Raw genomic sequence first — 24,739 nt, 5'->3', positions numbered from 1 at the left:
TTATATTCTAAATAAAAATATTATAATTGAAAGATAGATAATTATGATAAGGGAAAACACAGATGTACAAAAAATTAAGTTTGACCATAGCAACTACTGGCTTATTAACAATTCTCAATCCTAGTTCTAGTTTAGCAGATGGTTTATTAGATACTTTTGTCATGCCTAGTCGTAACATTTATTGCGGTTTAATTGAAGTAAATTCACAAAAATTTTTGCGCTGTGAAATCAGAAGTTCACTCAATCCCTTACCACCTCAATCTGATGGGGGTTTTTGTGAATTTGATTGGGGTGCCGGCCTGTTATTGCCTGAATCTGGAAAAGCCAGAGTTTTATGTATTAGCGACACTATTGCCAGTGATGATTATACCCTCTCTTACGGCAATACTTGGCATTATGACGGTTTTAATTGTAGATCTAACAGAAATGGGCTTACCTGTACTAATGCCAGTGGTAATGGCTTTTTTCTGAGTCGTGAAAGATGGCAGACATTTTAATTATGATTTAATTATTATTTAATTATTAATAATTTTAAGGTGGGAATTACAACCCACCCTATCTAGTTAATTAAGCTACCACAAAATTAACCAATTTTTTCGGTACAACAATCACTTTTTTAATCTCTTTTCCTTCAAGATTGCGTTTACCAACTTCGGAATTTTTCGCTAATTCTTCTAACTCCTCTTTAGTTGCATTTGCACTTACTTGAATTGTGCCTCTGGTTTTACCCATAACTTGAATAACTAAGGTAATTTCATCTACAATTAAAGCACTTTCATCTAATACTGGAAATCCTTGTAAATGAATTGAATTATTATTACCAATCTTAGCCCATAATTCATCGGTTAAATGGGGAGCAAAAGGTGCTAAAAGTAACAATAATGTTTCAATTCCTTCTTGATAAATTGCAGAATTTTTGCATTTTGCATCCTTTAAAGCATTACTTAATTTCATCAATTCAGACACAGCCGTATTAAATTGATAATCACCCTCTAAGTCTTCTTTAATCTCTTTAATTGCCGTATGAATTGCCCTTTTTAAATCCTTTTCTTCTTTAGTAAGATATCCCCCCTTTTCTAAAGCAGATCCAGCATAATTATCTATTAATAACCATACCCGATTTAAGAAGCGAAATTGACCTTCAACATCCGCATCATCCCATTCTAAATCTTTTTCAGGAGGAGCTTTAAATAGGATAAACATTCTCGCCGTATCTGCCCCATATTTTCCTAAAACTTGTTGAGGATCAACCCCATTATATTTAGATTTAGACATCTTTTCAAAGAAAACAGAAAGTTTATGATCAGTTCCTTTTTCATAATAAACTTTTTCGCCATTTTCTTCTTTAATCTCCACATTTTCAGGCACAATATATTTACCAGTAACAGAATTTTTATAAGCCATTGCTTGAACCATTCCTTGAGTTAATAACTTAGAAAATGGTTCATCTACATCAACTAATCCCCGATCTCTTAACACTTTAGTAAAGAAACGTGAGTATAATAAATGTAAAATTGCGTGTTCAATTCCACCCACATATTGATCAACTGACATCCAATTATTGACTTTATTTCTGTTAAAAACTTCTTGATTATTCTTAGCATCAGTATATCTTAAAAAGTACCATGAAGAATCCATAAAAGTGTCCATTGTATCAGTCTCCCTTTTCGCATTTTTCCCGCAACAAGGGCATTTAACATTGATCCAGTCTTCTAACTGTGCCAAGGGGGAAGCCCCACGACCGGTAAATTCCACATTTTCCGGTAGTTTAACGGGTAACTCAGAATCCGGTACTGGTACAATGCCACAATCCTCACAATGAATCACAGGAATGGGACAGCCCCAATAACGCTGACGGGAAATCAGCCAATCCCTCAAACGGTATTGAATACGGGCTTTGCCAAGATCGTTATTTTCTGCATATTTAATAATCGCCTCTTTGCCTTTTGTGGAGAGCATTCCGTCAAAACGTCCTGAGTTAACCATTGTACCTGCTTCAGTATATGCTTCTTTAAATTCAATATCCGTATTATCAGAGTCATCAGGTAAAATAACTATTTTTATTGGCAAATTATTATCTTTTGCAAATTTATAATCTCTTACGTCATGGGCAGGGACTCCCATTACTGCGCCCGTTCCATACTCATAAAGCACATAATCAGCGATTAAAATGGGGATTTCCTCATCAGTAAAGGGATTGATCGCTTTCCCTCCGGTTAAAATACCCCTTTTTGGTTTATCTTCGGCTGTGCGCTCAATTTCACTCTCATTTTTCACTTCTTCAATAAAGGCCTTAACTGCCTCCATATTTTCAGAGGTTGTAATTTGTAAAGTTAAGGGATGTTCAGGGGCTAATACTACATAAGTAACTCCGAAAACTGTATCAGGACGGGTAGTAAATACTCCGATTTTTTCATCTTTGCCAATAATGGGAAATTCTAAATAAGCCCCCACCGACTTACCGATCCAGTTTTCCTGCATTAATTTAACTCGATCAGGCCAGCCCTCTAACTTGTTTAAATCTTGTAATAATTCCTCTGCATACTCAGTAATTTTTAAGAACCATTGACGGAGTAATTTTTTCTCAACTTTTGCGCCCGATCGCCATGAATAACCCTCACTATCTACCTGTTCATTAGCTAAAACTGTCTGATCAATTGGATCCCAATTCACAGTAGCCTCTTTTTGATAAGCTAAACCCGCCGCATAAAATTGTAAAAATAACCATTGAGTCCACTTATAATAATCAGGTAAACAGGTAGTCACTTCCCGATCCCAATCAATAGATAATCCTAATTTTTTTAATTGTTCTCGCATTTGAGCGATATTTTTTAAAGTCCATTCGGCCGGTGGAATACCTCGATCGATGGCCGCATTTTCCGCAGGTAAACCGAAAGCATCCCAGCCCATAGGATGTAAGACTTGATAGCCCTGCATCCGCTTTAAACGGGCGATCACATCGGTAATAACGTAATTTCTAACATGACCCATGTGTAAGTTACCGGAAGGGTAAGGAAACATAGACAGGGCGTAAAATTTAGGTTTATTGCTATCTTCGGGGGTATTGTCCAAACCTAATTCTAACCATTTTTGTTGCCATTTCGGTTCAATTTCGTTGGCATTATAACGGTTTTCTGGAATATTCATTAAATAGTTTCTCCTTAAATTTTAAAGTCAATCTTCTATTGTAAGATGTTTTATGTATTATTTGTTTTGTGTGAGAAAAATATATTGTTATATGGTTTAATGAAAAATGATATGTATTTCAAATATAAAAATTTAGAGTAAAGAAATGAACGACAATTTGCAACCGCCTCGATCTAAAGGTTATATTCATTCTATTTCGTTTGAAAAACGTAGTGGCTGGATCTCTCCCGATGATAATGGTAAAAATTTATATTTTTTGGCAAAAGAAGTAGAAAATAATCAATTTGATGTTTTGAAAAAAGGAGATTTAGTAACATTTGTAATCAGACAAAGTTCTAAAGAAGGATATAATTTCAGATTTGCAAATAATATTAAATTAATCAGCAATACAACATCTACTGATAATAATTATGATATTAGCAATAATGAATCTATCACTCATTCAGGTTATATTGTAAATTTGATTAGAGAAAAAAAAGCTGGATTTATTACCCCAGAAGAAGGGGTAGAAGATCTATATTTTATAGCAAGACAAGTACAGGATAATGAATATGAAAATCTTGAAATAGGAATGTTTGTAAAATTTAATATCGGAATAACTAAAGATGGGGAAAGAAAATTTGCAAATAATATTAGATTCAAGTTTATTGGTTATATTTCCAATCTTTTTAAAGAAAAAAATACAGGATTAATTACATCGGAAATATTAAATCATAGTTATTTTTTTAATTCTCAATCTATTGAAGATCAAGATTATCAAACTTTACAATATAGAATGCTCGTCATATTTTCTCTATATAAAAACCAAGAAGGAAATTTAATTGCTTATAAAATTAATTGTAGATTTCAAGGATATATTGTTAATATTTTAGAAAATTGTGGTTGGATTAAATATAGAGAACAAGATAAGGATTTATATTTTTTAGCAAACGAAGTTGAAAATGACAAGTTTTCATCACTAAAACAGGGTGATTTTGTAAGTTTTACTATTGGGATTAGTAAAAAAGGTAAAAAATTTGCTAATAGAATTAGAATTGAAAAAAAGGTTAATGATAATGATATTAGTACAAATTCAATTTTTTCTAATTATGATTTTTCAAACAATAATGTTTTAAAATATCAAGATCAAATAATTAATATAGGGAATTTAAAACAAAATCTTATAAATTTATTTAATAATCTTTTTCAATCGCAAAAATTTGATGAATTTGAAGATTCAGTATTTTTATTATTAAGATTATTAGGCATTCATTCTTTATATCAATACGATAAAAAACATCAAGCAGGTAGAGCAGATGGTTTTTTTATAATTAGTAGTTTGGCCGTAATGTACGATTGTACATTACGGGAGTCATTTGAATTAATAAAAAAAGATCAAATTGAAAATTATGTTAATAGACTAGAACAATCTCAATTAATTTTTGATATAAGATTATCTGATGGTGGTAGTAGAAGTAAAACGCTAAAAATTGATGGGAAGACAAAACAAGTATGGATTATTACAAAAGGAAAAACAAAAGAAATTGCTGATTATGGAGATATTAAGGTTAAACAAGTGTCAATTTATAGTTTAATTAAATTATTAGAATTACGATTAAATTTTGATACAATAGAGGAAACAGATTTTGCTTTAAATATGTTATCCTGTATAGAAAAAATTGATTGATAATTAATTAAGATAAGAAATCAAAAATTATATGAAAAATTTACCGCCTTAATAGGACAAAAATAGTTAATATTTTTTTATCCATGCTGAAGTTTGTAATTTTAATTTTTTAATCCCGAAACTAACTGATAGTAGAGTAAAATTAAAACATTAACAAACTATCAAAAATTTAGATATTTTGATAAGTTTAACTTCAATCAAAGGAGCATTAATCATTATGGCCGGGAAATTTTCCGTATTAGTCGAAAAAACTACAGGTAAAAAAATTAAACTCGGTGGTTTTCAAAAATCTACCACTAAACCCCCTAAAGCCAAAGCCTATTCTGCCAGTCGTTTTGCCCAAGAGCAACTCCCCACTAAGGTGGATCTGCGCCCCTATATGACAACAGTTGAAGATCAGTCGGCCGTTAATAGTTGTGTGGCTAACTCTTTAGTCGGAGCTTATGAATATTTGGCTAAACGACATTTAGGAGAGGCGGGAGATGTGAGTCGTTTATTTGTCTATTATTATGCAAGGGTTTTTGATGGTTGGGCAAAAAAAGATCAAGGTTGTACTATTACAAATGCAATTAAAGTATTAGAAGAATATGGCTCTTGTAGTGAGGAAACTTGGGGTTATCATCCTGACTTAGTGAATGAAGAACCCCATGAGGAAGCCATCGAGGAAGCGAGTAATTTTTTAATCGAAGAAGCAGATGAAATACCCGTAGAGCTTTATTCAATGAAACATTGTTTAGCGGAAGGTTATCCTTTTACTTTTGGCTTAAGATTATTTAAAACTTTTGATCATGCACGCAAAAAAGGTATTGTTCCCATGCCTAATTTTAGCACAGAGGAAGGGCGAGAAAGTCACGGTAATCATGCGATGTTATGTGTAGGTTATTTAGATGCCCATAAATTATTTATTGTGCGCAACTCTTGGGGTGAAGACTGGGGCGATCAAGGTTATTGTTATATCCCTTATGATTATATGACGAATCCTGAGTTATGTTGGGATTGTTGGGCGATCCGAAATGTCACGGATCTTGATTTTGAGGATGTTTGGGAAGATGATGATGAGGATGATGATTCTTATGATTATGATGAAAGTGAATATGAAGATGAAGATTATGAGTATGAAGATGAAGAATATGATGAAGAATATGATGAGGATGAAGATGAAGAATATGATGAGGATGAAGATGAAGAATATGATGAAGATGAAGATGAAGAATATGATGAAGATGAAGATGATGAGGAAGAATAATTAAATGATCATTACAGGGGTTAACGGCCGTTAACCCCTACCAGAAAACAGGGCGTTTTCAAAGTCAAATTTTATGATCGCTGTGATCTTTTTATAATCAAAATTTAAGCTTGTTTTTGATCATAAAAGATCAAAAATTATAAAAAAAGGGATAATTTATCATAAAAAGTAGTTCAATTTATTGAACAATTTGTGTTAGCCTTGAACTTGAGTTCAACCCTGTATCAATACTTTAAGAGATCATGGCGAGAAATTCACCCACAATGAAATTAATTTCATTGCTAACAGTGATCGTTCAATAAATTGAACTAAGAATTGTATTTTAACCCTGATATTGAAAACCCCCTACCATAAACCCAGATTAATAACTTACTACCTCAAATCTAGTCGGTAGTGCTATAACATTAAGAAATATCAACTTATGTTTAGGAATTATAAAATCTGTGATTGAACTTTATCAATTTGAATTTTCCCAATATTGCGAAAAAGTCCGCTTAATCCTTGATTATAAAGGTTTAGAATACCGTAAAATTGAGGTGACTCCCGGAGTTGGACAAATTGAACTTTTCCAAAAATACGGCTATCGCCAAGTGCCTATTTTAAAAGATGGGGATACTGTGATTAAAGATTCTACGGAAATTGCCTTTTATTTAGATCGTCAATATCCCGATCGCCCCTTAATACCAACGGATCCCGTCAAAAAAGGCCAATGTTTATTAATGGAAGAATGGGCGGATGAGTCCATCGGCATCAAAGGAAGAACCGCCTTTTTTGGGGCTTTAAATCAATACCCTAATTTTCGCACTTCCGTTTTACCCAGTAATGTTCCGGGGCTGATCAAAAATTTAGTCGGGGCTGTGCCATCAGAATTATTAAATATTTTAGGCACAGGGGTAGGCTGTAGCACTGATACAGTCAAAGAGGCCAATAAAGCCTTAAAACAAGATTTAGAAGCCTTAAGTTTAATCTTAAAAGAGCGCCCCTATTTAATCTGTGATCAACCGACTTTAGCGGATTTAACCGTAGCCGGCCTAAGTATGTTAATCAAATTTCCTAGTGATTCCTATTTGGATATTCCTGAAGATTTAAAAGGGAAAGGGATCCCCGGATTAGCGGATAATAGTGATTATGAGCCTTTCTTTCAATGGCGCGATCGCTTATATCAAGATTTTCGTCAATCAGGTACTAATCCACCTCCAAAATCCTCTCCTACTTCCATTGAAATTGAATAAAATTAAATAAGAAAAAATAATCACAGAAACCAAGTTTTTTTATTGACTTGGTTTCTTGTTTTATGAACATAGATAAGTTAAAATAAATGGGGAAAAGCAATCCTTAATTATTCGTGATCAAAGGGCAGGTGTTAAACCTTATAATTAATTGACAATTATCCATAATTTGTTGTCAACTGATAAAAATTGCTTCATATAAATTATAATTAACTAAACTTAATTGAATAGAGGGGGGTGAGAAATGTTGGGTAACTTAAACCATCAACAAGACCACTTATTAGTAGATTTAGGCGATCAAATCAAAGCTAAAACTACTATACCTATAACGCATCATGCCGCACTCAGGGCAGGTTTTGCAGGATATCCTCCGAACCCACGCTGGAATGTTACTAAATTTCAAGCATGGAAAACAGGACAAAGATGGCAACACGCCCTCCAAATAGGGGACATGATTATTCGTTCCCAAGATCAAATGTTAGTCTTTAACAATGAACAGGAAAAGCAATCAACAGATCAACCCATCTCCACAAATTGCTTTAAATTTTCAGTTTGGGCTAAACAATTAATTACGAATCAATTATCATTCATTAGCTGAAATGTAATAACCCAAATTTAAAAATCTGAGTGTATTAATGCCCAGATTTTTTTTTGCTCTAGGCAAAAAAACATTTTCTAAAAAAGTAGAAAATCAGAAAATTACTACATATTTTTGACGGGTAATTATTACTAGATTGAATATATTTTAAAATCGGTAAATTGAGATCATTTATTATTAAAATCTTTAAGAATAAATGATAGTTTCATCATAAAATTAGTCAGAAAAATAAAAAATGAGTAAATATCTGTTATTATATTGGAATAATGGGTTAAAACTAACAAGCATAAAATCTATTAACTAAATAGATAAATTAGATTTTTTTGAATGGGAAATTGTCAATTATCAATTATGATCAAAGATCATCAAATCGCTTTATTTGGCACAAGTGCGGATCCTCCAACGATCGCACATCAAGCAATTTTGGCATGGTTATCACAACATTATGATCATGTGGGGGTTTGGGCTTCTGATAATCCTTTTAAAAATCATCAGACTGTTTTAGCCTATCGCAATGAAATGTTAAGATTATTAGTCAGAGACTTAAATCAACAATATCCTAACATTAGTTTTCATAAAGAATTAAGTCATTTAAGAAGTTTTATAACGGTACAAAAAGCGACTCAATTATGGGGAGATAAGGTAAAATTTACTTTAGTAATAGGCTCAGATCTGATTGAACAAATTAAATCATGGTATCGAGTTAAAGAATTAATTAAAAAAGTTTTATTATTAATAATAACTCGTCCGGGCTATCAAATTGAAGCAAAATCTTTAAAGATTTTAAATGAAATAGAAGCGAATTATCAAGTAGTAGAAATTTTTGTTCCTGACGTTTCTTCTAGTGCTTATCGTCAGGAAAAAAATAATAATATTTTACCTGTTTCTGTGGTTCAATATATTGACAAATATCAATTATATCAAAATAAAACTTAATTTTAGTTAAATAAATTTAAAGGAAAATAACCGTAAGTCCCTTCAATATTTTGATTTTGATCTGCAAAAATAGTGATTAAAACTCCTCGATATTCCCCTGTATAATTTTCAATAGTATAACTTTTTCTTTCCGTACTAAATTTTAAATAGATTGGTTCATTTTCATTAATATTTGATGATTTTTGTATTGTAAATTGACAATTTAAAGCTGTTAAATAATTGGTTAAAGTATTTAAGGTTTCTTGTTCATTATTAGCACAAATTCCTAAATTTTGATCATCGGATAAATTAACAATTGATAGTAAAGCGGTTATTAATTCTTGCTTTTCTTGATCACTGTTAATATTTTTAATTTTAATACCACTATATTGTTTGAGAATGGTTAAGGCTTGTTGTTGATTCATAATTAATTGTTAAAAGTTTTTATGATAAAATTATATATGATCTTGAATTAAATAGTCAGCCAACTAAACATTTCTTTAACTGATAATTGCCAATCTTTTAAACTGTCTAAAACTGGTAAAATTTCTTCTTCTGACTTGATTTCAGGGAATTGATCTGGTTGAAAAATCATGACAGATTCATCATCAGGATCAATCATCCAACCTAATTTTGTACCTTGTTTAATACAAAAAATAATTTTTTTTATTACTTTATTTGCAGACTGTTCGGGAGAGAGAATTTCTATTACCCAATCAGGGTAAATTTCAAATTTATTTGCAATATATCCTTTTTCATTTTTAGGAATACGATCGTAAGCAAAAACACTAATATCAGGCACAATAGATCTTCCGCCAAAAGTACAGCGTAATTCTGTTAAAGCTAAGGCAATTTTTAGGGTTTTTCCTCTTTGATTAATTGCTTCTGATAAATAAGTTTGAATGATACTATGTTGTCCTTGGGGCATAGGTTTTTGTTCGATTTCTCCATTAATATATTCACAATAGGGTTTAGTTTCGGGAAGTTCTAAGAACTCCTCTAAGGTTAATTTTTTTTGAATTTGACTAACAGCAACCATGTTTTTACTCCTAATTGATTATAGTTAATTATATCATAAGGATCAGTGCGTTTTCAAAGTCGGGAGTAAAAATACAATTCTTAGTTCAATTTATTGAACGATCTCTGTTAGCTTTGAAATTTATTTCAAAGCGGGTTAATTACTCACCGTGATCTCTTAAAGTATTGATACCGCCGTGAAATAAGTTTCACGGCTAATAAAAATCGTTCAATAAATTGAACTAATTTTTGTTAGAAATTATCTCTTTTTTAATAATTTTTAATTTATTAAAATAAAATAACCAATAACTAATTTTTAATTATTTTTGCTTCTAATTCTTGTTTAATTCTGTTAATAATTGAACTTTCATCAAGGGATTCTAAAATGCGTTTTACTACCATTTTAGGGCTTTCTGATTTCCATTGCGCACCGTTGGCTAAATAAATTTTTGTTACCTGTGCGATCACATAAGAAGAATATCCGGCAACGCTTCCTTGGGTGATTGCAACGGATAAATAAGGGGCAAAAGTTAAGCCTCCCGTGAGGGGAGCAGATAGCCCTAACATCCCTTTTAAGCCACTTAAGCCGAGATTTGCTAATAATTCACTGCCACTAATTCCTCCCATACTTAAGGCGATTTTTTTTAATAGTTGAATTGCCCCTTTTTGGCTTAAATTAATATTATATAATCTTGATAATTTTAAAATCATAATAACATCAATAATCGCACCACTAAATAAGTCTAAAACTGTGACGGGATTTAAGGCGATCGCTAAAGATTTGATCACCACAGTTTGATTAATAATTTGATTAGCTAATTCTTCCCTAATTGACATTTTTGTGTCAATAATTTGTTGATTAATTTCATTAGCATATAACATAGTATTTAAAGCAATTAAAGACTTACCTTCACGGTGTAAAATTTCCAAAATTTTTAATTTTAAAGTTTCAATTTCAGGTTGACCTCGATATTTTTTAATTTTAATTTTACCCTCTTGATCTTTGATCGCTTCTGTATATAAAGGCGAGGCGGCCACCATCACAATTTCATCAGGTGAGAGCAATTCTTTTACCCTTTCATCCCTAATTTTATGATAAATTTCAAGGCGATCAACTTCAGGATATTGATCAATTTTATTAAATATTAATAACATGGGTTTTCCTACTTCCCTTAATTGGGATAAAGCCTTATATTCAACTTGAGTCATATCCCCCGCAATAATAAATAAAATTAAATCCGATTGTTGAGCAATTTCCTTAGCTAAAAGTTCCCTTGTTTCTCCCCCAACTTCATCAATTCCGGGAGTATCTATTAATTGAATTTGACTGTTTCCTAGCCCCAATAAAGAAACTTTATTAACCGTTTGTTTTTCTTGACCAATTTGCTTTTGAGTTAGTCGCCATTTAGCCGATCCAATAGATTGCGTAACGCCATGTAAAGCCCCAGTTTCAAATAAATTTTCTCCTAAAAGTGCATTTAAAATTGATGATTTTCCCCTACCTACCATGCCAAAAACAGCAATTTGGATCACTGAATTTTCTAATTTATCTAACATCAAAGTTAACTGATCAAGATCAGCCGTTAAGCCCTGTTGTTCCTGTTCGGTTAAATCTAAATTAATAACCAAATTGCGGAGAGATTCTTTGGCTTTTTGATAATTTAATTCACCCTGAATTTCTCCAAAACTTAATAAAGTTTTTTCTAATTCTTCTCCATTCCAATTAAAATCAGTCATTGGGATTAATTATTAATTATTGTTTAATTTATTCAGAAATTTAATCAATTTTAATCATAATTGATCTTTAGGGATAAAACATTCATCCGGTAATAAAATAGGATAATCTTTAAATAACAAACACCCTCGATAACTATTAAGATTAACCGCTACACCAGTGGGTAATTTTTCAGGATTATGATGAACTTCAAAATAACATTGATAAATTTTATGGGCAATTCTTAACACTTTTGGATCAAATAGTGTTTTATTTTCTTGATATTTATTCATAAATATTTTAGATTATATTTCTAATATATTATCAATAATTGTAAACTTATTTGAAAAAAATTTCAACAATTATCAATTGTCAATTGTCCACTCTCAAGTGATATTTATTATCATAAAACTGTTATGATTAAAAATAATCTATTTTTGAGCAATATTTAACTATGATTCCAGTAATTTTAGCGGGGGGGAAAGGCGAAAGATTTTTTCCCCTCAGTCGTCAAAATAATCCTAAACAATTTTTAGCCCTTGATGGTAGCGACAAAACTTTACTTCAAGCTACGGGTGATCGCCTGTTTAAACTAACAGAAAATTGGCAAGATTTATGGGTAATAACATCGGGAAATTTAGCCAGTAAAATTAAACAACAATTGCCTGAATTATTATTAGAAAATATCTTAGTTGAGCCAATCGGAAAAGATACTGCCCCGGCCGTGGCATGGGCTACTTTAGAAATAGCAAAAAAATATGGAGAAAATACAATTATTGGTTTTTTTCCGGCGGATCATTGGATCCCGAATGATCAATCTTTTCAAGCATATTTAAAAACGGCGCAAGAAATTGCTTTCAATCAAAATTGTATTGTAACTTTAGGAATTAAACCAAATTATCCTTCTACGGGTTATGGTTATATTGAACAAGGTAACATTCAAGGTGAAATTAATCAACATTTTTATTATCAAGTAAAGCGCTTCACTGAAAAGCCAAATCAAGCCACCGCCCAAGAATTTTTAAACACAGGAAAATTTAGCTGGAATAGTGGAATGTTTATCTTTAAAGCAGGTGTCATGTTGGAAGAATTAGCTAAATATACCCCTGATTTATTAACTATTTTAAAAGAAAAAGGTAAGGAAGGTTATCACGAATTAACTAAAATTAGTATTGATTATGCGGTGATGGAAAATACCCAATTAGCTTTAGTTTTACCTGTGGATTTTCCTTGGGATGATTTAGGGGATTGGAATGCTTTATTTAGATTATTTAAAACAGAAAATAATCCTAATGTTGCCATCGGTCAACATTTAGAAAAAGATACAAAAGAATGTTTAATTTTTAATAGTAATTCTGAGGAATTAATTGTCACAATTGGTTTAGATGATCTGGTAATTGTGCGGGATCAAAATGTTACTTTAATTGTGAAAAAAGATCGCACTCAGGAAATTAAACAAGTTCTAAAAGAACTGGAAAATAATCCTAATTTACAAAATTTTCTTTGATTTTTTCAGCTTAAAAATTATCAAAAAAAGCCAGATTAACGATCGCATCACCTTGGTTAACTAAAGGGTTTTGAGTATGACCAATAATGATACCAGAAGCGGTAGCTTTAACTTTAGATTGACTTTCGCCAACGGCATCAAAAATAAGGGCGATCGTTTGTTTTTGCTTGACTTTTTCCCCCAATTTTACCTTTAAATGTAAAATACCACTGCGATTGGCACGAATCCAACTAGATTGACGTGATTCTAAACTTAATTTTTCTTTAACAACATCCTCTGAAAAATTATACATTTCTAAGGCTTTCATTACTCTTAAAATCCCTTTAACACCTACTTTAATTCCTTGACGATCTAATCTTAAAGCCTCTCCTCCCTCATATAATAAAACCGGAATCCCCTTTTTACTGGCGGCCTGTCTTAAAGAACCGTCTCTGGTGGTAGAATGGAGCATTAAAGGTGCTCCAAAAGCTTTGGCGATTTTATACGTCTCTGAATCCTCTAAATTGGCTCTGATTTGAGGTAGATTAATCCGGTGAATAGCGGCGGTATGTAAATCAATCCCATGGGTGCAACGGTTGACTATTTCTTTCATAAATAAATTGGCTAAACGGGAGGCCAGAGAGCCGTTAGCAGACCCCGGAAAACTACGGTTAAGATCACGGCGATCGGGCAAATAGCGAGACTGTTCAATAAAACCGAAAATATTAACGATCGAAACGGCAATTAAAGTCCCCCGTAACTTTTTGGGTTTAATTTGTTGGGTAACTTGACGAATAATCTCGATCCCGTTAATTTCATCCCCATGAATGGCCGCACTTAACCACAATTTCGCCCCATCTTCCACCCCATTAATTACCGTGACAGGTAAAGAAATCATTGTTTGAGTAGGAAGATGAGCCACTGGAATTTCTAAATGACGACATTCCCCTTTTGCAATTTTTTCTCCTGCTATTTCAATCATGATTAATTATTAATTAGTTGATGTGTTATAATCTATTTTATCATTAAATATGATACTATAATTAATAATTAAATTAAGAATTAAAAGCATAATGATGAATTATAGATCTCCCCAACAATCTCTCAATAAAGCTTTTCTCAAGGTAAAATTAACTCGTGAGCAGTTTGAGCTTTTTAAAATTAATTTAAGTCAATTAATTTTAAAAACTAATAGTCAGGAATCGGAAGAATTTAATAAAAATTTATTAATTAATTTTTTGCGTGATACCTATTATCATGATCAATTTTTAATTAATACTAAAAATAAGCAAGATCTAGTTATTTATCATGGTAAAAATCACACGGATCCAGTTAATGTAATTTTTGAGACGAAAAAAGTTAATGAAAAAAAAGATTTTCCTAGTTTAACTAATCTCAATTGTAAGGCTTTACAGCAGTTACTTTTGTATTATCTACAGGAAAGAATTATCAATAAAAATTTAGATGTTAAACATTTAATTATTACTAATAATTTACAATGGTTTATATTTGATAGTCAAGTTTTTGAAAAATATTTTGTTAATGATAAATCTTTTGTTAAACAGTTTATTGATTTTTCTGAAAATCGTTTAACTGGGAAAAAAACTGATTATTTTTATCAAGAAATTGCTCAACCTTTCATTGAAAAGGTTAAAGATAATAGACCTCTCTATAATATAATAGAAATAAAAAAATTAAGCTATCATCAACAAAAATTTTAAGGAGAAATAACAAAAATGAGTAATTATACTTGGCAATATATTCAAGATCACAAACAAGCAACTAAAAGATTATTAGGAATTAATTATGAACAATTAGAACTGCTAATCGCACATCTTTTGATCTTGGAGAAACAAGCAAAAGAAGAATCCGAAAAACAAAAAACTAGAATTATCAATTCCGGTGGTGGTAGAGAGAGTAAACTTTCAAAAGAAAACCAGATTATTTTGACTTTAATTTATTTAAGACATCACCTGAGTTTTCAACTATTAGGTATCGTCTTTCAAGTAAGTGAATCAACGGCGAATAATTTGTTTGATTATTGGCAAAAAATTATGAGAGAAGCTTTGCCATGCTCTTTACTAGAACAAGTAAAAAAGTCCCCAGAAAAAATAGAAGAAATGTTGGAAAAGTTGAAGGAAAATGAATTGTTAGTAGATAGTGAAGAACAGCCAAGACAGAGACCTTTAGACTATGAAGAACAGAAAAAATATTATAGTGGAAAAAAATGTGAACATACTTTTAAAAATCAATTAATTAGTCTTCCAAAAGGCCGAGATATTGTGGATGTGGTGGCGGGAAAACCAGGGCCTTCAAGTGATATTAACATTTGTCGTCAAAATCTCAAGAAGTTTGGGATGGATCAAAGGTTTAAAGGGGATAAAGCTTATGTGGGAGAGCCACAAATTATCACCCCAAAGAAAAAACCGAAAAAAGGAGTATTAACTCAGGAAGAAAAAGAAGAAAATAAAAAGATTTCATCGGTCAGAATATTTATAGAACATTTAATTAGAATCATAAAAATATGGCGAGTAGCAAGAGAAAGATTTAGATTAAGAAAAGATAAATATCATACCATTTACAAAAAGTAAGTTCAGGGTTAGTATAGGAATAGATTAACAGGAGCAATAGTATGTCAGGAATATCAAAAATAGAAGTAATTGAATCAGCAGATACACTAAAAAATCTCATGAAACAACAAAAAACAGCTTTGAATTTTGCCAAAGTTCAAGCTTTATATCTTTGGAAAATTCAAGTGGCTGAAACGATCAGATACTTAGCGGTAATGATGGGGCGTAGTGAGAGAACAATTTACGAATGGTTTCACTTATATAAGACGGAAGGATTAGACGCATTATTACAAGAACATAATAAAACAGGAAGACCAAAAAAACTAGAGCTAGAAACAGTTGCTCTAGTCAAAAAAGAATTAAGTGAGCCTCAAGGATTTAACAGTTACCAAGAAATAAAAATATGGTTATTTACTTGTCAAGATATTGAGATAAGTTATACCACAATACATCAATTAGTGAGATACGAATTAGGGGCAAAATTAAAAGTACCACGTCCTTATCATGAGTATCAAAATGAAGGGGTAATATCCGTATTTAAAGAGTATTTACCCATAAGATTAAAAGGCATAATAGCTCAAATAAAAGAGAAATGGGGGGATACTAAAAATATTTGTTACTGGTGTCAAGATGAAACTAGATTGGGTTTTAGGACAGAATTAGGAAGGAAAATAACTTTAAAAGGAGTCAAACCAGAACAAGAATTACAATGGCATTATGACTATTATTATCTTTATGGATTAATCGAAGTCCAAAATGGCAAAAGTTTTTTCTATGAACTATCTCATTTTAATAGTGAATGCTTTGGTAAATATTTAAAAGAATTTAGTAAAGAATATCCCGATGAGATTCATATAATACAGTTAGATAATGCACCTTGTCATAGAGCAAAAAAGTTAGAAGTACCTGAGAATATAATTTTGTTATTTCAACCACCTTATTGTCCAGAAGTAAATCCGATTGAAAGACTGTGGTTATATATCAAACAACAGTTAAAAAATATCTGGTTTAAGAACTTAGATGATGTCAAAAATAAAGTAGCTAATATCTTAAATAATTTACAAGAAGATTTTATCCTGTCTTTAGCAGGTTGGGATTATATTGTTAATGCTTTATCTGTGTAGCTACTTTTTGTAAATGGTATTAGATTTTTCTTAACCAAAGACTAGAACCCTCACATTGTACATTAACATCTTTGCGTCCTCGATTGAAATAATTAGGCAAAGCTTTTTTCAATTCTTGGGGAAATTTTTTAGCTAAAAAAGAATTATGAAACATAATTTCATAATCATTATTATGAGTTAAAAAAGCTCTCCAAAGATAAATTTCATTCCAAACTTTTCCCACTTCATAAAACTCAGGCGGATATTCAAAAGGATAAAACATTTCATGAATATGAATAATAACACCCGATTGAAGACGGGGCAAAATATTAAAAGCTAAATAATTAACTTCACTGCCTAATTTACTCACATGAGATGTATCTAAAAACAGAAGATCTCCTGCTTTTAAATTTTCAAATATTTTTAAGTCAACATCTTGAACTTTTTGATAAATTTTAGTTAATTTCCTTTCATTTTGAAATAGATTTTCAATGCGCTGAGGATATGGTTCAATGATAGTAATATCCATTGGTTGATCCCTAAAACAATGATCATTTAGATCTAACATTAAGGTAGTGCTATTTCCTCCTCCCACATCAATTATTTTTTGTGGTTTAAGATGATTTAATAAACAGAAAAAGACGGTGGCATCGGGATAAGAATAATAGTAATTATTATAATAAAAGCGATAATCCTCTTTTTTATTAATGGGAAATGGTAAAATTTGATCATGATAAATTGCAATTGTTTCTAATAATTGAAGTTGTTTTTCAATATTAAAATTGATCCCAAATTCACTATTACTACTGATTTCTAAATTATCGGTTTGATAAACATTTTGAAAATCTTGATCAGAGGGAATGGGAGAATAAAAATGTCCGGGGGGAACGAATTTCATCACGTCACAAACCCTATTACAAACTGGCTTAATGCCTTGACGAAAAATTTTTTTGATTAGATTTTTGAAGGAAAACATATTAAAAAGATCCTAACTAATTCTCAATTAATCTAGCTGATTGAAAAAATAATAAATATATTACCATTGTATCAAATTTATCCCCAAACACAACTCACAAAATCAGAATTATTAATTTTAGATATTCTGATTAATCTATTGCAAATTGTTAAGATTTTATGGTTAGATCTTTGTTTAAAAATTTTTTTGATTATGTAATATAAAATTATGTTACAATTGTAGTGGGTCAAAAGATGAGAAAAATCGTTACAAATTAACATAACTTAACAAAATATAATAGTAGAACTCATTTTAAAATAAAGTTTAATGAAAAAAGCTTGATCTTTTTAGGAAAGATGATAAATTAATAATTGAAGCTAATAGAAAGCTTCCCTGGCAGAGATAACAGCCAATGTTAAGTGAACTAATTAACTTTTGTTAAGTTAATTTTGTTAAATAAAATTAATAAAATTAAAATTATTTAATCAAATTAAATTTTTGAAAGTTAGAGTTAGTTTATCGTCCGATTAAGTACAATTAGCTTGAAAAAACCAATTAGCTTAAAAAAAGAGGTAAAAAAAGCTGTTTCATTTACAATCTGTCTCGTTCCAAAACAATAGCACCCGTTCTGAAAATAGATATTTCCGTTAATTAGTTAGAAAGGGAGTTTAAGCGAGTATTTTTAATAAATACGGCTACTCTGGGTATAATCAACTAGATTTGGAAATCAACTAGAGAGTAAGACTTGGGTGCTGTTGTTTTGTGTCTAATTAATAGGATTAAAGGGAATTTTACGATACACTAAAGATTGACTTTTAATCAAATCAATCTTAAAAAAATGGACAATACTTTTGATCTTGCTTTGTATGCTAAATATTGTGGTTATGCAACCATTATTTTTTTAGTTTTAACAATTATTGCTTTTATTTTTAAATGGGGTTTTCGCTTCCGTTTCGTGGGTGTGACTAGCTTTATGGGGGTAGTGACGGCTAGTATTTTTGCTTTAAGTTTGGGTTTATTTACCCCTATCAGGATTGAGGGAGCGATCCGTTATCATTTAGTGTATGATAATGGGGCTAATCAAGCGGTGATAACTGTTCCAGCCTCTATTAATCAACAGGAAATAGATGCAACTTTACGTCAGGCGGCCGAAGATTTATTTTCCCCCGGAAGATTAGGTTTAGGTGGAGATCAATTAATTATTAGAATGCGCTCTATTTTTCATGTGAAAAATGGCATTTCTCAACCTCTTTATTTAGGTGAAGTTAAACGATCTTTAGCTAATCGTCAAGATGAAAAGATGGAGATTAAAATATTTACTGATAATTTTAAAAAATTAAGTTCTTAATTTATTGCTCTTACCCCCTAACCTTTATGATAAAGGGAAGGGGGGGTTTATTTAATAATTATTGATTTAAGATTATAACTGCTGTATTTTTTTATGACATGGGAAATAATTGCTCATCGTGGTTTGTCGGAGATCGCTCCTGAAAATACTTTAATTGCTTTTGAAAAAGCGATCAAAAATAAAGCTGATGGACTAGAATTTGATTTACAATTATCGGCGGATCATCAGTTTGTTATTATTCATGATTTAACTTTAGATCGTACTAGCAATAGTCAAGGGAAAGTAAAAGATTTAACCTTAGAAGAATTAAAACAATTAGATCTGGGTTCATGGTTTGATCCTCAATTTAAAGAGGAAAAAATCCCCACTTTAAGAGAAGTTTTTAAGTTATGTCAACCTCACATTTTAAAGTTATATCTTGAAGTAAAAGATGCTAAAAAATGGCAGGAGCAAGATATAATTAAGTTAATTAATTTAATTAATCAGGAACAAAGTCACAATGAAATTTATCTTATTTCTTTTGAACATGAATTTTTAAAAAGAATCCGTCAATTTGATTTAAAGATTAAACTAGGTTATAATGTTAAGACAAGAGCAAGTTTTTTCGATGCTTTAAACTTAGCAAAAAAAGATCAAGGTCATTGTATTTCTAGCGAATATCACTTATTATTAAATAATCATGATTTAATTAATAAAGCTCATGAAAATCAATTAAAAGTAATAGCTTGGACGGTGGATCATCTTGAGGAAATGGCACAATTACAACAATTGAAAATTCAAGGAATTATGACAAATAGGTTGTTATTGAGTTGAAGAATTAACATAAATTAGACTTTTTGCACAAGTTAGGGGATAAGTAATAAATAATACATAATAAGTAATAAATAATTTGTAATAATTTGTGGTTCGGTCTATTTTCTTATGTTTTTAGCTCAAGTAAACCTAGAATTTTTAATGGATTGAGTTTGATTTATTTTAACCATTTGACAAAAAAGTTTATGAATAATCTCTCAAAAATCAAAATTTTAATTGTTGATGATGATAGCGATCATCGAATGCTTTATCGCTGTTATCTTGAAAATGATCATAATTATCAATATGATATTATTGAAGCCGAAAATTTAAAATTAGCCTTAAAATTATGGGAAAATCAAAGCCCAGATTTAGTATTACTTGATTATATGCTTCCCGATGGTAATGGTTTAGATTTTCTTAAAAGTTTATCTAATGATAATTTGGTTAAATTACCTATTATTATGTTAACTGCTCAAGGTAATCAAAAAATTGCGATCGAGGCGATGAAATTAGGGGCTTCTGATTATTTATCTAAACTTGAAATTAATCAATTTTCCCTTTGCTTGGCCGTGACTCAAGTTTGTGAAAAAATTATTTTAAATCGTCAAATTTTACGATCACAACAAAAAGAAAAAATTATTAATGATATTGCCTTAAGAATTAGACAATATCTTGATTTAGATACGGTTTTAAACCAGATCGTTACGGAAGTTAAAAACTTTTTAGAAGCCGATCGAGTGATTATTTATCAATTTGATTTAGATTTTAATGGAGTGATCGTAGCTGAGGCCGTCAACCCCCCTTGGAAAGAATCTTTACATCAGAAGATCGCTGATACTTGTTTTTATCAAAATAAGGATAAAACCCTTTATGGTGATGAGGTTTTAGTGATCAATGATATTTACCAAGCCAATCTGAGTCCCTGTCATTTAGAATTATTAGAACGGTTTGAAGTTAAAGCCAATTTAGTTGTACCCATTATCCTGACAGAACCAAATCAAATCAGTCTTTGGGGCTTATTGATCGTCCATCAATGTTGCACCCCCAGACAATGGGAAACTCTTGAAATTAAATTATTACAACGTCTATCGGTTCAATTGGCGATCGCTGTACAACAAGCCAATCTTTACCACTCCCTCGAACAAAAAGTAGCAGAGCGTACCATCGAACTAGAAAATAGTAAACAAAGCTATTTAAACCTAGTTTCAACTTCTCCAGTGGGGATTTTTCGCCTTGATGCACAGGGTAAATATATTTATGCCAATGAAAAAATTAGTGCCATTACAGGAGAAATTCCCGAAATTGGCACTCGCCCCAATTGCCATCAAATCTTACACCCCGAAGATGCTCAGTTTGTAATCACCAAATTTGCACAATGTCAGCAAGAACATGTCCCCTTTAAAGAACAATATCGCTATTTAAACTCAGATAGTACTATTATTTGGGTTTATGCCCAATTATTTCCCGAATATGATTATCAAGGTAATTTTATTGGTTATATTGGCACTTTAACGGATATTAATGAGCAAAAACAAGCTCAACAAAAATTAGAACAAATTAATCAAGAATTAGAAATAAAAGTACAACAACGCACTCAAGAATTATTAAAAATTAATAGTTTACAAGAGGCAATTCTTAACAGCACCATCTATTCAATTGTTTCCACTGATGTTAATGGAATTATTCAAAGTTTTAATCAGGGAGCGCAAAGAATGTTAGGTTATCTGGCCGAAGAAGTCATCGGTAAATGTACCCCTGAAATTTTCCATGATCCTAAAGAAATCATCGAAAAAGCTCAACTTTTATCCGTTGAATTAAATCAGACAATTGAGCCTAATTTTGAAGTATTTGTGGCTAAATCTCGCCACAATATTCTTAATCAAGAAGAATGGACTCATATTAGTAAAAATGGTTTACGTTTTCCCGTTTTTCTCTCTATTACTACTATTACCAATGAATTAGGGGAAATTATTGGTTTTTTGGGCGTTGGCCAAGATCTGAGCGAACGCAAAGCCGCCGCCAAAGCCCTCCAAGATAGTCAAGCCCGATGGCAATTTGCCTTAGAAGGCACAGGAGACGGCATTTGGGACTGGAATCTCCAAACTCAAGAGGTTTTCTACTCCTCTAATTGGAAAGCAATGTTAGGTTATCAGGATCATGAAATTATTAATCATGCCAGAGAATGGATTAATTTAATTCATCCAGATGAGCGCGAATACTGTTTAAATTATGCTCAAAGTTATGTTAGGGGTGACATTAATGTTTATGAGCTAGAACACCGTTTACGCTGTCAAGATGGCAGTTATAAATGGATTTTGTCCCGTGGTAAACTGATCGAAAGAACAGAAGATGGACAACCCTTGCGTTTAATTGGCACTCATACGGATATTACGGAACGCAAAGCCGCCACTAAAGCCCTCCAAGAAAGTCAAGCTAGATGGCAATTTGCGTTAGAAGGTACGGGGGATGGAGTTTGGGATTTTAATTTACAAACTTTAGAAAAATTTTATTCCACCCAGTGGAAACAAGTATTAGGTTATGGTGAAAATGAAATCGGTACGGATAACTCTGATTGGAGAAATTTAGTTCATCCTGAAGATTTAGCCTCTTGTGATAGCCTTTTTCAACAACATTTAAGGGGCGAAATTCCCATTTATCAAAATGAATACCGGATGCGTTGTAAAAATGGTGATTATAAATGGATTTTATCCCGTGGCAAAATTATTGAATGGGCTGAAGATGGACAACCTTTGCGAGTAATTGGAATTATTACAGATATTAGCGATCGCAAAATGGCAGAATTAGAACGGGAAAAATTAACCCAAAGGCTTAATCTGGCTTTAGCATCGGGTTTGATCGGTTCTTGGGATTGGGATATGATTAAGAATGTGATTACTTGGGATCAAAGGATGTTTCAACTTTATGGCCTCCCATCTAATCATAATCATTTTATGACTGAAATAAAATATCAAGTTTGGGCTAAAGCTGTTCATCCTGAAGATCTTGAGTGTGCAGAAAACAGTGTAAATCTGGCTTTGTCAGGAAAAGAGAAATATAATCCTGAATTTAGGATTATTCGGCCTGATGGCACGATTCACCATATTAAGGCTTATGGTGAGGTGGTAAGGGATGCGCAAGGTAATCCCCAACGGATGATCGGAGTTAATATTGATATTAGCGATCGCAAAGAAGCCGAAGCTCTGTTACAACGTACCAATCAAGAATTAATGAGTGCTACCCGTCTTAAAGATGAATTTCTGGCAAATATGAGTCATGAACTGCGCACCCCTTTAAATGCGATTTTAGGCATGACAGAAGCCCTATTAGAAGAAATTTTTGGTCAAATTAATCAAAAACAAAAGCAATTTTTAGAAACGATTGATAGTAGTGCTAATCATTTACTTTCATTAATTAATGATATTTTAGATGTGGCCAAAATTGAATCGGGTCAAATTGAGTTAGAACGCCACCCTGTCAATATTTCCGCCTTATGTCAATCAAGTTTAACTTTTATTAAACAATCTGCCCTCAAAAAACGGATTCAAGTTCAGGTTAAAATCCCCTTTCATTTACCTGCCTTAGATGGGGATGAACGGCGACTGCGCCAAGTTTTAATTAATTTACTCAATAATGCGGTTAAATTTACCCCTCAAGGTGGTCAAATCACCTTAAAAGTGAGTGTTATTAATAATTTAGACGATTCTAATTATCTTCGTTTAGCTATTATAGATACTGGAATCGGTATTTCCTCTGATAATATTAAAAAATTATTTAAACCATTTATACAAATTGATAGTTCCCTCAGTCGTCAATATGAGGGTACGGGCTTAGGTTTGGCTTTAGTTAAAAATATTGTAGAATTACACGGTGGTAAGGTTAGTGTGAGCAGTACGGAAGGTCAAGGTAGTGCTTTTATGATTGATTTACCCTATCTTACTTCTGAGGGAATTTCCCCTTCAGATCCAAAGATTAATCCTTCTGCTGGTGACTACATTTTAGATGAGGAAACTCAAATTGAAATTTCACCTTTAATTCTTTTAGCAGAGGATAATGCGGCTAATGTGATGACGGTTTCAAGTTATTTGACGGCGAAAGGTTATAATCTGATTGTGGCCAGAAATGGACATGAAGCCATTATTATGACCCAATCGCAAAAGCCTGATTTAATTATTATGGATATTCAGATGCCCAAAATGGACGGTTTAGAAGCGATTAAATATATCCGTAATCAGTTTAAATTAACTGAAATACCGATTATTGCTTTAACGGCCTTGGCCATGGAGGGCGATCGAGAAAAATGTTTAGCAGTGGGGGCTACGGAATATTTAAGTAAACCTGTTAAATTAAAAAATTTAGTAGATATGATCGAAAAATTATTAAAAAATTAACCTCACCCCTACCCCAGCAGGGTATTTTCAAAGTCAAGGTAAAAATACAATTCTGAGTTCAATTTATTGAACGATCACTGTTAGCAATGAAATTAATTTCATTGCGAGTGAATTACTCACCGTGATCTCTTAAAGTATTGATACCGCCTTGAAATGAATTTCAAGACTAATATAAATTAAGTTCAATGAATTGAACTTAATTTATATTAGAAATTATCACTTTTTTAATAATTTTTGATTTATTAATCTTAAAAATAAGTGAAAAAGCCTAACATAAAAAGATTACAAAGATCATAAAAATTGACTTTGAAAACGCCCTGCAGTGGGAGCAGGGTATTTTCAAAGTCAAGGTAAAAATACAATTCTGAGTTCAATTTATTGAACGATCACTGTTAGCAATGAAATTGATTTCATTGCGAGTGAATTACTCGCCGTGATCTCTTAAAGTATTGATACCGCCTTGAAATGAATTTCAAGACTAATATCAATCGTTCAATGAATTGAACTTAATTTATATTAGAAATTATCACTTTTTTAATAATTTTTGATTTATTAATCTTAA

The 24,739-nt window shown here is 31.6% G+C and carries 20 protein-coding genes; 13 read left to right on the top strand and 7 right to left on the bottom strand.

Annotated features, from left to right (window positions below; genetic code table 11):
- The first annotated feature begins 62 nt into the window (after positions 1-62).
- Positions 63-497 carry a DUF6636 domain-containing protein gene (locus Anndu_RS09720; protein WP_464101018.1) on the top strand — a complete coding sequence of 145 codons (435 nt, stop codon included), beginning with the start codon at positions 63-65 and terminating at the stop codon, positions 495-497.
- A 70-nt stretch (positions 498-567) separates the two neighbouring features.
- Here the strand turns inward: Anndu_RS09720 and leuS are convergent, their stop codons facing one another.
- Complete coding sequence (gene leuS, locus Anndu_RS09715) at positions 568-3,147, bottom strand: leucine--tRNA ligase (protein ID WP_464101017.1); 2,580 nt, start codon at positions 3,145-3,147, stop codon at positions 568-570.
- Positions 3,148-3,292: 145 nt separating this feature from the next.
- Here leuS and Anndu_RS09710 point away from each other — a divergent pair, with 145 nt between their 5' ends.
- From Anndu_RS09710 to Anndu_RS09690, 5 genes are all read left to right on the top strand, one after another.
- The gene (locus tag Anndu_RS09710; RefSeq protein ID WP_464101016.1) at positions 3,293-4,813 is read left to right on the top strand and encodes a cold-shock protein; all 1,521 of its coding nucleotides are present in this window, start codon (positions 3,293-3,295) and stop codon (positions 4,811-4,813) included.
- Positions 4,814-5,030: 217 nt separating this feature from the next.
- Complete coding sequence (locus tag Anndu_RS09705; protein ID WP_464101015.1) at positions 5,031-6,059, top strand: C1 family peptidase; 1,029 nt, start codon at positions 5,031-5,033, stop codon at positions 6,057-6,059.
- 443 nt (positions 6,060-6,502) lie between these two features.
- Positions 6,503-7,291 carry a glutathione S-transferase gene (locus Anndu_RS09700; RefSeq protein WP_464101014.1) on the top strand — a complete coding sequence of 263 codons (789 nt, stop codon included), beginning with the start codon at positions 6,503-6,505 and terminating at the stop codon, positions 7,289-7,291.
- A 241-nt stretch (positions 7,292-7,532) separates the two neighbouring features.
- Positions 7,533-7,886, top strand: a complete 354-nt coding sequence (locus tag Anndu_RS09695) for a hypothetical protein (protein ID WP_464101013.1) — start codon at positions 7,533-7,535, stop codon at positions 7,884-7,886.
- Between the two features lie 327 nt (positions 7,887-8,213).
- A complete protein-coding gene (locus tag Anndu_RS09690) occupies positions 8,214-8,822 on the top strand; it encodes a nicotinate-nucleotide adenylyltransferase (protein WP_464101012.1) in 609 nt (202 codons plus the stop codon).
- Positions 8,823-8,824: 2 nt separating this feature from the next.
- Here Anndu_RS09690 and Anndu_RS09685 read toward each other — a convergent pair whose 3' ends face one another.
- The 4 genes from Anndu_RS09685 to Anndu_RS09670 form a co-directional block, all read right to left on the bottom strand.
- Entirely contained in the window at positions 8,825-9,226 is a 402-nt protein-coding gene (locus Anndu_RS09685; RefSeq protein ID WP_464101011.1) for a DUF1824 family protein, read from the bottom strand.
- Between the two features lie 47 nt (positions 9,227-9,273).
- Complete coding sequence (locus Anndu_RS09680; RefSeq protein ID WP_464101010.1) at positions 9,274-9,840, bottom strand: Uma2 family endonuclease; 567 nt, start codon at positions 9,838-9,840, stop codon at positions 9,274-9,276.
- Positions 9,841-10,127: 287 nt separating this feature from the next.
- Positions 10,128-11,555 carry a GTP-binding protein gene (locus tag Anndu_RS09675; protein WP_464101009.1) on the bottom strand — a complete coding sequence of 476 codons (1,428 nt, stop codon included), beginning with the start codon at positions 11,553-11,555 and terminating at the stop codon, positions 10,128-10,130.
- Positions 11,556-11,609: 54 nt separating this feature from the next.
- On the bottom strand, positions 11,610-11,825 hold the full coding sequence (locus Anndu_RS09670; RefSeq protein WP_464101008.1) for a hypothetical protein: 216 nt from the start codon (positions 11,823-11,825) through the stop codon (positions 11,610-11,612).
- Between the two features lie 161 nt (positions 11,826-11,986).
- Between Anndu_RS09670 and Anndu_RS09665 the strand changes: the two genes are divergently transcribed.
- On the top strand, positions 11,987-13,039 hold the full coding sequence (locus Anndu_RS09665) for a mannose-1-phosphate guanylyltransferase (protein ID WP_464101007.1): 1,053 nt from the start codon (positions 11,987-11,989) through the stop codon (positions 13,037-13,039).
- A gap of 10 nt (positions 13,040-13,049) precedes the next feature.
- On the opposite strand, the gene Anndu_RS09660 is transcribed toward Anndu_RS09665, so the two are convergent.
- Positions 13,050-14,000 (bottom strand): succinylglutamate desuccinylase/aspartoacylase family protein, encoded by a 951-nt coding sequence (locus Anndu_RS09660; protein WP_464101006.1) that lies wholly within the window; start codon positions 13,998-14,000, stop codon positions 13,050-13,052.
- Between the two features lie 91 nt (positions 14,001-14,091).
- Here Anndu_RS09660 and Anndu_RS09655 point away from each other — a divergent pair, with 91 nt between their 5' ends.
- From Anndu_RS09655 to Anndu_RS09645, 3 genes are read left to right on the top strand one after another with little or no spacing between them, the layout of a single operon-like run.
- Complete coding sequence (locus tag Anndu_RS09655; RefSeq protein WP_464101005.1) at positions 14,092-14,739, top strand: DUF7149 domain-containing protein; 648 nt, start codon at positions 14,092-14,094, stop codon at positions 14,737-14,739.
- A 15-nt stretch (positions 14,740-14,754) separates the two neighbouring features.
- Entirely contained in the window at positions 14,755-15,609 is an 855-nt protein-coding gene (locus Anndu_RS09650) for a transposase (protein WP_464101004.1), read from the top strand.
- A gap of 41 nt (positions 15,610-15,650) precedes the next feature.
- Positions 15,651-16,712, top strand: a complete 1,062-nt coding sequence (locus Anndu_RS09645; protein WP_464101003.1) for an IS630 family transposase — start codon at positions 15,651-15,653, stop codon at positions 16,710-16,712.
- A 19-nt stretch (positions 16,713-16,731) separates the two neighbouring features.
- Here the strand turns inward: Anndu_RS09645 and Anndu_RS09640 are convergent, their stop codons facing one another.
- Complete coding sequence (locus tag Anndu_RS09640; protein WP_464101002.1) at positions 16,732-17,589, bottom strand: class I SAM-dependent methyltransferase; 858 nt, start codon at positions 17,587-17,589, stop codon at positions 16,732-16,734.
- Positions 17,590-18,484: 895 nt separating this feature from the next.
- On the opposite strand from Anndu_RS09640, the gene Anndu_RS09635 reads away from it, so the two are divergent.
- From Anndu_RS09635 to Anndu_RS09625, 3 genes are all read left to right on the top strand, one after another.
- Positions 18,485-18,994, top strand: a complete 510-nt coding sequence (locus tag Anndu_RS09635; protein WP_464101001.1) for a DUF2518 family protein — start codon at positions 18,485-18,487, stop codon at positions 18,992-18,994.
- A 93-nt stretch (positions 18,995-19,087) separates the two neighbouring features.
- On the top strand, positions 19,088-19,807 hold the full coding sequence (locus tag Anndu_RS09630) for a glycerophosphodiester phosphodiesterase (protein ID WP_464101000.1): 720 nt from the start codon (positions 19,088-19,090) through the stop codon (positions 19,805-19,807).
- A gap of 185 nt (positions 19,808-19,992) precedes the next feature.
- Positions 19,993-24,177, top strand: a complete 4,185-nt coding sequence (locus tag Anndu_RS09625; RefSeq protein WP_464100999.1) for a PAS domain-containing protein — start codon at positions 19,993-19,995, stop codon at positions 24,175-24,177.
- The last annotated feature ends 562 nt before the right edge of the window (positions 24,178-24,739 follow it).

Source organism: Annamia dubia NIES-4383 (assembly GCF_055394725.1).
This window is presented reverse-complemented; position numbering and strand designations above follow the sequence as displayed.

Excerpts from the sequence above, each read along its gene's own strand:
- Anndu_RS09720 (WP_464101018.1), top strand. The coding sequence starts at position 63 with ATGTACAAAAAATTAAGTTTGACCATAGCAACTACTGGCTTATTAACA.
- leuS (WP_464101017.1), bottom strand. The coding sequence starts at position 3,147 with ATGAATATTCCAGAAAACCGTTATAATGCCAACGAAATTGAACCGAAA.
- Anndu_RS09710 (WP_464101016.1), top strand. The coding sequence starts at position 3,293 with ATGAACGACAATTTGCAACCGCCTCGATCTAAAGGTTATATTCATTCT.
- Anndu_RS09705 (WP_464101015.1), top strand. The coding sequence starts at position 5,031 with ATGGCCGGGAAATTTTCCGTATTAGTCGAAAAAACTACAGGTAAAAAA.
- Anndu_RS09695 (WP_464101013.1), top strand. The coding sequence starts at position 7,533 with ATGTTGGGTAACTTAAACCATCAACAAGACCACTTATTAGTAGATTTA.
- Anndu_RS09690 (WP_464101012.1), top strand. The coding sequence starts at position 8,214 with ATGGGAAATTGTCAATTATCAATTATGATCAAAGATCATCAAATCGCT.
- Anndu_RS09685 (WP_464101011.1), bottom strand. The coding sequence starts at position 9,226 with ATGAATCAACAACAAGCCTTAACCATTCTCAAACAATATAGTGGTATT.
- Anndu_RS09680 (WP_464101010.1), bottom strand. The coding sequence starts at position 9,840 with ATGGTTGCTGTTAGTCAAATTCAAAAAAAATTAACCTTAGAGGAGTTC.
- Anndu_RS09675 (WP_464101009.1), bottom strand. The coding sequence starts at position 11,555 with ATGACTGATTTTAATTGGAATGGAGAAGAATTAGAAAAAACTTTATTA.
- Anndu_RS09670 (WP_464101008.1), bottom strand. The coding sequence starts at position 11,825 with ATGAATAAATATCAAGAAAATAAAACACTATTTGATCCAAAAGTGTTA.
- Anndu_RS09665 (WP_464101007.1), top strand. The coding sequence starts at position 11,987 with ATGATTCCAGTAATTTTAGCGGGGGGGAAAGGCGAAAGATTTTTTCCC.
- Anndu_RS09660 (WP_464101006.1), bottom strand. The coding sequence starts at position 14,000 with ATGATTGAAATAGCAGGAGAAAAAATTGCAAAAGGGGAATGTCGTCAT.
- Anndu_RS09655 (WP_464101005.1), top strand. The coding sequence starts at position 14,092 with ATGATGAATTATAGATCTCCCCAACAATCTCTCAATAAAGCTTTTCTC.
- Anndu_RS09650 (WP_464101004.1), top strand. The coding sequence starts at position 14,755 with ATGAGTAATTATACTTGGCAATATATTCAAGATCACAAACAAGCAACT.
- Anndu_RS09645 (WP_464101003.1), top strand. The coding sequence starts at position 15,651 with ATGTCAGGAATATCAAAAATAGAAGTAATTGAATCAGCAGATACACTA.
- Anndu_RS09640 (WP_464101002.1), bottom strand. The coding sequence starts at position 17,589 with ATGAAATTCGTTCCCCCCGGACATTTTTATTCTCCCATTCCCTCTGAT.
- Anndu_RS09635 (WP_464101001.1), top strand. The coding sequence starts at position 18,485 with ATGGACAATACTTTTGATCTTGCTTTGTATGCTAAATATTGTGGTTAT.
- Anndu_RS09630 (WP_464101000.1), top strand. The coding sequence starts at position 19,088 with ATGACATGGGAAATAATTGCTCATCGTGGTTTGTCGGAGATCGCTCCT.
- Anndu_RS09625 (WP_464100999.1), top strand. The coding sequence starts at position 19,993 with ATGAATAATCTCTCAAAAATCAAAATTTTAATTGTTGATGATGATAGC.